General features: G+C 36.0%; 10 protein-coding genes and 1 tRNA gene. 2 read left to right on the forward strand and 9 right to left on the reverse strand.

All coding sequences use genetic code 11. The annotated features are described in order from the left end of the window. Positions 1–63: 63 nt before the first annotated feature. Positions 64–336, reverse strand: a complete 273-nt coding sequence (locus GXZ93_04725) for a BMC domain-containing protein (GenBank protein HHT79084.1) — start codon at positions 334–336, stop codon at positions 64–66. Positions 337–627: 291 nt separating this feature from the next. On the opposite strand from GXZ93_04725, the gene GXZ93_04730 reads away from it, so the two are divergent. Both GXZ93_04730 and GXZ93_04735 read left to right on the forward strand, forming a co-directional pair. After that, positions 628–716: transfer RNA gene (locus tag GXZ93_04730), tRNA-Leu, on the forward strand. A gap of 46 nt (positions 717–762) precedes the next feature. Continuing rightward, complete coding sequence (locus GXZ93_04735) at positions 763–894, forward strand: CrcB family protein (GenBank protein ID HHT79085.1); 132 nt, start codon at positions 763–765, stop codon at positions 892–894. A 228-nt stretch (positions 895–1,122) separates the two neighbouring features. Here the strand turns inward: GXZ93_04735 and GXZ93_04740 are convergent, their stop codons facing one another. The 8 genes from GXZ93_04740 to GXZ93_04775 all read right to left on the reverse strand — a co-directional run. Continuing rightward, complete coding sequence (locus GXZ93_04740) at positions 1,123–1,872, reverse strand: polysaccharide deacetylase family protein (protein HHT79086.1); 750 nt, start codon at positions 1,870–1,872, stop codon at positions 1,123–1,125. 229 nt (positions 1,873–2,101) lie between these two features. Continuing rightward, positions 2,102–3,058, reverse strand: coding sequence for a 6-phosphofructokinase (gene pfkA, locus GXZ93_04745; GenBank protein HHT79087.1), 957 nt, complete (start codon positions 3,056–3,058; stop codon positions 2,102–2,104). Between the two features lie 42 nt (positions 3,059–3,100). After that, complete coding sequence (locus GXZ93_04750; protein ID HHT79088.1) at positions 3,101–3,841, reverse strand: bifunctional phosphoribosyl-AMP cyclohydrolase/phosphoribosyl-ATP diphosphatase HisIE; 741 nt, start codon at positions 3,839–3,841, stop codon at positions 3,101–3,103. Positions 3,842–3,862: 21 nt separating this feature from the next. Continuing rightward, a complete protein-coding gene (hisF, locus tag GXZ93_04755) occupies positions 3,863–4,621 on the reverse strand; it encodes an imidazole glycerol phosphate synthase subunit HisF (GenBank protein ID HHT79089.1) in 759 nt (252 codons plus the stop codon). Beyond that, complete coding sequence (gene hisA, locus GXZ93_04760; GenBank protein ID HHT79090.1) at positions 4,611–5,348, reverse strand: 1-(5-phosphoribosyl)-5-[(5-phosphoribosylamino)methylideneamino]imidazole-4-carboxamide isomerase; 738 nt, start codon at positions 5,346–5,348, stop codon at positions 4,611–4,613. The genes hisF and hisA overlap by 11 nt, the downstream gene beginning before the upstream one ends. 125 nt (positions 5,349–5,473) lie before the next feature. Beyond that, positions 5,474–6,058 carry an imidazoleglycerol-phosphate dehydratase HisB gene (gene hisB, locus GXZ93_04765; protein HHT79091.1) on the reverse strand — a complete coding sequence of 195 codons (585 nt, stop codon included), beginning with the start codon at positions 6,056–6,058 and terminating at the stop codon, positions 5,474–5,476. Between the two features lie 2 nt (positions 6,059–6,060). Beyond that, positions 6,061–6,708, reverse strand: coding sequence for an ATP phosphoribosyltransferase (locus GXZ93_04770; protein HHT79092.1), 648 nt, complete (start codon positions 6,706–6,708; stop codon positions 6,061–6,063). After that, the coding region (locus GXZ93_04775) for a hypothetical protein (protein HHT79093.1) at positions 6,692–7,865 on the reverse strand (1,174 nt) is incomplete at its 5' end. The genes GXZ93_04770 and GXZ93_04775, both read right to left, overlap by 17 nt.

Below are 7,865 nucleotides of genomic sequence, written 5' to 3' on the forward strand. Positions count from 1 at the left end.
AAAATAAAATTATTAAATAATAACTCAATTAAATAACTTAATTGTCTATTTGAATTAAATAAATTATTTTTTTACAAGCTTTTCAGTTGATGGATCCGGTCTTGGAATAACATGAACGGAAATGAGTTCCCCAACTCTTTTTGCAGCAGCAGCTCCCGCATCAACAGCAGCTTTTACTGCACCTACATCGCCTTCAACCATTACGGTTACAAAACCGCCTCCAATCTGTTCTATTCCCAACATCTGCACATTTGCAGCTTTAACCATTGCATCTCCTGCTTCAATACATCCAACAAGACCTTTTGTTTCTATAAGACCGAGTGCTTTGCTCTCCATCAAAAACTCCTTTGATTAACTTAAAATTTTTGTTTATTTTATAACACTATTGCTAATAATTAAATACCTTTTTAATTTATTTAATTAAAACCAAAAGAATCTTTGTAAAAAAATACAGCGCCACCAGGTTATTACAATCTAATGGCGCCAGGAAAAATATATTAGAATATCAGCTTAATGTCAACAAATCTTAAATCAGGTTTTAATAATCAGGGATTATAAGGAAGAAAAGATAATAAATATTTTTGCATTCTTGATTATAAGCTTTAATAATTGTATTATTTTTATCGTGCCGGAGTGGCGGAATTGGCAGACGCGCTGGACTCAAAATCCAGTGGGCCGTAAGGTTCGTGTCGGTTCGACCCCGACCTTCGGCACCATGAGGACATATAACAGGGTTTCTATATAAAATCTTCCGGAATATAGATGTATCTACAAGTATCAGGATTTTTATTTATAGGCTTGCCGGGAGCTTTTACCGCCTTTTCAACTTTAAGCCTTGAGACTGTTACTCTTATAAAAGAAAAAGAATATATAAATGCACTGATTAGCATATAGTAAGCAGTATCGCCTGTATTGCTCTCGTTTTTCCGGGTTCCGTTTTTGAAAAATTATTGTTTAGAATTTTAAAATGATCCCGCTTCTGAATGAAACCCGCTAGAGGCAGACCGGTTAAAGTTGAAAAAGCTGCAATCATTAAATGCTGCTTGAGATCAAATAAGAGACTGTAAAGTTTTTTGTGTAAACTCCTGATTTATATAAATAGCCAAACAACTTATAAAACAACTAAAGCATTTCTTTGACTCTTACAAGCAAATAACCCTTGGCCATTAGTCCGTTAATGATTTCCGGAAGAGCATTGACCGTCTCATGGCCTCCTACATGCATAAGCACTATTCCTCCGTCAGATGCATTTTCCAGCACTCTTCCGATCACATAGTCTTTGGTTATCACCGTTCCATTAAGTTCTTTTGCCCAGTCATGGCTGTCAACAGTCCACATTACTGTGTATCGGTACCCTTCCTCATTTAGTATCGTCAATACCCTCTCATTATATTCACCGTATGGGGGACGGAATAAATCAGCATCAAATCCCGTAATATCTTTTATTATTCGTGTTGTTTCTGAAATTTCATTTCTGATTTCTTCATCACTCATTTCATTCATATGGCCATGAGTAAGAGAATGATTTTCCAGATCATGGCCCCTGCTTACAATATCTAAAGCGATTTCAGGATGGTCTTTTGCCCAAAGCCCTCGTGTGAAAAAGGTAGCTTTTATACCGAATTCGTCAAGAATGTCCAGAAGCTGTTCTGCATTTTCATATTCCCATCCTGAATCAAAAGTAAGCGCCATCTTCATGCATTCCGGATTTGTTCTGCCATTTGTTATAACTATCGACGGTTCCCCGGGCTTTAATGTAGAAGTTGTTTCTTCAATGGTCTCCCTGCCTGGCTGCTTATTCTCAGCACTGCTGTCAGTAACTGTATCTTCTTTTGTTGAAACCATTGAAGAGCCGGTAGCCGGTAAAGACATACTGCATGAGAATAAATAAAAACTCATCAGTAGTAAAATAAAAGTGAAAATAATCAATCCCGGAAACAATTTGTTTTTCATGATTCTTTTAATTAAAAATATTTATAAAGCTGACTGAATTCTAACATTGCGCTTAACTTTGGTATCAGCTTGGGTAGAATTATCTGCATCAATTGATATGGCAGTAAATTAATATCCCTCCTGCTTGTTTTAGTATTTAATAAATTAATTATATTGCCAGGATGTGGCCATAATCATATAGTTCTTTATTTATGGTCCTGGTTCCGGAGAAAACTTCATTAAAATCCACAATACATATATTATTATTTTGTATTGCAGTCATTGCATTGGTCTCTCCGGAAGCTATAAAATCAATTGCTTTTTTTGCAAACCGTGTAGCCAGAATCCGGTCCACAGCGCTTGGCGATCCGCCTCTCTGAATATGCCCAAGTACCGAAAATCTGACTTCATGATCTACAAGAAGCTTAATGGAAGAAGCAACTTCCTCTGCTTTGGCGGCACCCTCTGCTACAATAAGAAGCGTGTGCCTCTTGCCTTTCCTGTGATTTTTAATTGCATTTGATATCTTTACAAGATCCACTTTTATTTCAGGAATAAGGACATAATCAGCACCGCAGGCAAGACCTGATTTTATTGCAAGCTCACCAGAATTTCTCCCCATTACTTCTATGACAAAAATTCTTTCATGAGAGGAAGCTGTATCTCTTATTTTCGATATGAGACTTATTATTACATTCAGAGCTGTATCAAATCCAAGACTTTGATCGGTTCCATAAATATCATTATCAATAGTAGCAGGTATGCCTACAACTCTTACGCCAAGTTCATTTAAATCTCTTGCTCCCCTGAAAGAACCGTCCCCTCCTATTACCAGTAAAGCATCAATCGAATTTTCCTTAAGATTTTTTTTAGCTTTAAGAAGTCCTTCCGTAGTCTTAAATATTTCAGACCTGGCTGTATAAAGAACTGTTCCTCCCCTGTCGATTATCCCTCCGACAGAATTGTTGGAAAGAACTTCATAATTATTATTTACAAGACCTTTAAAACCTTCATAATACCCGTAAACTTCTATCTTTTTGTATATTGCATACCTTACAGCAGATCTTATTGCAGCATTCATACCGCTTGCATCCCCGCCGCTTGTTAATATTCCTATTTTTTTTATATTGTTCTGCAAAATTCCTCTCTTATAAAAACATTGGCTACATTATTTATGTCGGGATTTCAATTCATCCATTATATCTTTATAGCTTATTTTCTTTTCAAATATCAATACAGTAAGATGATATAAAAGATCAGCTATTTCATAAATCAATTGTTTTTTGTCCTGAACGGCTGACGCAAGAATGACTTCTATGCTTTCCTCTCCTACTTTCTTCAATATTTCTTCCATTCCCCGCATGTGCAATTTGTAAGTATATGATTTTTCCGACTTCTCCTTTATTCTTTTGGAAACTATGCCAAATAAATCATCAAGAAACAAAAGAGAATTGTCTCTGTCTTCTCCACAGATATCATATATTCCCAGATAATTTCCATAGTTTAATTTATCGCTTAAAGATTTGAAATCACCTGTTCCGCCAGATTGTACTTCATTAAAAAAACAGCTTTTGTTTCCGGTATGGCAGGCAGCACCTTTCTGCTCCACAAGAAATACAAGAGCATCATTATCGCAATCTGTAAAAATTTTTATTATTTTCTGAAAATTGCCTGAGGTTTCTCCCTTGTTCCACAGGCAGTCTCTTTCCCTGCTGTAAAACCATGTATACCCGGTCTCCAGGCTTCTTATAAAAGATTCCCTGTTCATATATGCGAGCATCAAAACCTCTTTGCTATCATTATCCTGTATGATTGCCGGGATGAGATTTCCGGTTTTATGAGTTTTCCGGCTTTCCGATAAATTGCTTTTATTAATTATTCTTTTAGAATCACCGGCTGTTTTTTTCATATTTTCTCCAAAAAGTTAAAATTATAATCTAACTTCAATGCCTTCGCTTCTGAGATACTCCTTAGCCTGCCTTATCGTGTATTGTCCATAATGAAAAATGGATGCAACAAGTACTGCATCGGCTCCGCCCAGTAGAATCGCGTCTTTCAGATGCTCAAGATTTCCGGCCCCTCCTGAAGCTATTACGGGTATGCCCACACCTGAGCTTACAATTTTTGTAAGCTCAATATCATAACCGTCTTTTTTTCCGTCTTTATCCATGCTTGTCAGCAGTATTTCTCCTGCTCCAAGTTTTTCAACTTCCTTTGACCATTCAAGAACATCCATTCCCGTGGCAGTGCGACCTCCATGAATATAAACTTCCCAGGAATTATCATTCTTTTTCTTTGCATCTATTGCAACCACGATACACCGGCTTCCAAATATTTTTGCGCCTTCCCTGATTAGATCGGGGTTTTCAACTGCAGACGTACTTACAGATATTTTGTCAGCTCCTTTTTTCAATATTTCCCTCATATCTTCGATTTTATTTATTCCGCCGCCAATAGTATATGGAATAAAGACTTTTTCCGCAGTTTTGCTTACAAGTTCAATTACAGTCTTTCTTTTTTCATGGGAAGCAGTTATATCAAGAAATACTATTTCATCCGCCCCTTCCCTGTCATAATAAGCTGCAAGCTCAACAGGATCCCCGGCATCCTGCAGATTAGTAAAACTCACACCTTTGACGACCCTGCCTTTATTTACATCCAGACATGGTATTATTCTTTTAATTGTCATTTTCCGATACCATCCTTGTTGCTTCTCTCAAATCAATTTTATTCTCATAAAGAGCTTTGCCTATTACTGCACCCTTTACTCCCAGACTTTCAAGTTCTTTCAGATAAACGATGTCCTCAATTTTGCTGACACCGCCGGCAATATAAACATTAAGTCCGGTTGACTGTATAAAATCCTTTATTATTTTTCTGTTTATTCCTTCAAGTGTTCCGTCTTTTGAAATATCTGTAATAATAACTTCTCTGATTCCGGCCTGAAAAATTTTCCTGCCATAATCCATAACATTATACTCAGACTGATGAAGCCATCCCTTTTTAAGCACCACACCTTCTTTATTGAAATCAAGGCTTATTATAATCCTGTTTCCTGACAGAATACCGGCTTTTTCAATAAAATCGAAATCTTCCAAAGCTTTTGTTGAAATAATCAGACGGTCTACTCCTTTTTCAGTAAGAGTCTTTACATCTTTCAGAGTTCTTATCCCTCCGCCATATTCCAGTTTTATGTCAACTTTACTTTTTATAAGAGCAGCAGTTTCAATATTAACCGGTTTTCCTGCTTTCGCTCCATCCAGGTCAATAAGATGTATCCATCCGGCACCCATATCCTTCCATCTGAAAGCAACCTCAAGAGGAGAATAAGGATAATGGCTTACTTTCTCATAATCGCCCTGAAAAAGCCTTACACATTTTCCGTCTATTAAATCTATTGCGGGTATTATTTCCATAATCTTAAATATTTGTGATTTCTATATTAGCCTCAAGCCTTGTAATGCGTTTGAAACACTTTTGATATTTCCGGCATTGTAATCCATTGCTGCTGTATATTTATTTACCATAGTATTTATATATTTTAAAGCATCCCCTTAGTGGAGGGTATGTCATCATTTCCGGTTTTTCTGGATGCAATAAAAAGTGTTTTCCCGAAAGCTTTAAAAATGGCTTCGATAATATGATGGGGATTGATTCCGGAATTCTTTTTTATATGAAGATTAATAAAGGAATTGCTGACAAGCGCTTCAAAAAAATCCCTTACTATAGTTGATTCAAATCCTTCCATGACTGCATAAGGAATGTCTGCATCAAAATTTAAAAAAGCTCTTCCTCCCAAATCAAGCGCAACAGTTACGCTTGCTTCGTCCATCGGCAAAATGAAAAAAGCAAATCTTTCAATTCCTTTCTTGTCGCCGAGAGATTCATTTATAGCTTTGCCAAGGCATATCCCGATATCTTCAACAAGATGATGAGTCCCTGTCTCGATATCTCCTTTTGCTTTGATTTTAATATCAAACTTTCCATGTTTTGCAAAACTGCACAAAAGATGGTTTAAAAAACCATTCTGCGTATCAATATCGGTTTTTCCACTGCCTTCCAGCGCAAACTCAAGCTCAATCCTGGTTTCTTTTGTTTCCCTTATGATTTTTGCTTTTCTTCCCATAGCTATTTTATTACCTTTTTTATTTTATTGATTATATCTTCGATAATCTCATTCTTTATTCTGTAGCTTACTTCGTTTGCTATCAGTCTTGTTGTAGATTCAATAACATTTTCCATCTCTACAAGATCATTTTCCAATAGAGTCCTTCCCGTGGCTGTGATATCCAGTATCTCGTCAGCAATGCCTAAAAGGGGTGCAAGCTCAACTGAACCGTATAGTTTGATTATCTCAACCTGCATTCCTTTTTTTTCAAAGTATTTCTTTGCGATTTTAGGATATTTGGTAGCAATCCTGACAGTTCCGAAATGCTCATATCTTCTCTTTACATCATCAATGCAGTTTTTCCTGGTTGCAAGTATCATTCTGCATTTGCCGTTTCCGAGGTCAAGAAGCTCAAAAACACTGCATTCATTTTCAAGAAGCACGTCTTTTCCTACAAAACCGATATCACAGGCTCCGTGCTCAACATAAACCGGAACATCCATCGGTCTGGTAATAATATACTTAAAGTTGTCTATTTCAGAATAGAAAAATAATTTTCTGTCATTGTTTTCAAAACATCCCGTATCATAACCGCATTTTTCCAGAATATTAATAGTTTCCTGAAACAAGTATCCTTTTGGAACAGCAATATTAAGCGTTTCTCCCATAAAGCAAAAAATCCTTTACATATTTTAATTCTTTCATAAATGTTTTCCCACTTGAAATATGGGTTACTTCAGCCCCGGTAAAAGTTTTATCAATAACAATCAGAAAATCAACTTTTTTATCTCTGAGAAAATTCGTTTTGCCGGCAGACTCATTATAATCAAGCTCGACAGCTATGTTTTCTTTTCTTAAAACTTCTGCAAAATCAATTATCTTTAAAAAATCCTTATTCTTCGATGAAATAAATACTCTTGATATTTTTTTATCTATAACAAAGGCTGATTCTTTTACAGATTTGTGCAGAAGATCTATATCAAGCGCAAAACCCGTAGCCGGAACATCCGGCCCGAATTTTTTTATCAGCTTGTCGTATCTTCCCCCGCTGCCGATTATTGAATTGATATTTGAAGAATATACCTCATATATTATACCTGTATAGTAATCAAAATCCCTCAGAATTCCGAAGTTCGCTATAAAGTATTCTTTATAGCCTGCTTCACAAAGCACGGAAAATATTTTTTTAAACCTTGAAAATCCACTTATTAATTCTTCCGATCGTGTATTATTTATCATATTTTCCAATACTGACAAATCTTTTACCGGTTTGATTATTTTTAAAAACAGCTCTTTTTTTAACGGGTTTTGCTTTTCCAGATAATTTCCAAGAGCTACATAATTCTTGTTTATAAGTTCATTCTTTATAAAAGCTTCCCCTTGTTTTGTCAGATCAATCCAATTACAGAGAAGGTCAAGCATTTCTGTGCTCCCAAGTCCTATAAGAAAATTATCGGGAATCATTTTTTTTAACATTTTTACCAGGATAAGAAGAGTTTCTGCATCACACATATGGGAAGAAGAACCAATGAACTCAAGTCCTGCCTGATTGTATTCTCTTTTTTCCCCTTTTTGACCGGATGACTTCCTGAATGAATTAGCAAAATAGCAGAATCTTGCCGGAAGCTGATTCTTTTTAATTCTCATGGCAGTAAATCTTGCAATTGGAATCGTCATATCTGTTCTCAGAGATACAAGGCTTCCGTCAGAATCAAAAAAATTAATTAATTTGTCTTTCCAGTTTTTTCCGACTCCTTCAGAAATATTTTTGGTGAATTCAACAACCGGGGTTTTAATTTCACCATATCCCCATAATTCAAACTCT

The sequence above is a fragment of the Actinomycetota bacterium genome, assembly GCA_012837825.1.
Classification (GTDB): Bacteria; Actinomycetota; Humimicrobiia; order Humimicrobiales; family Humimicrobiaceae; genus Humimicrobium.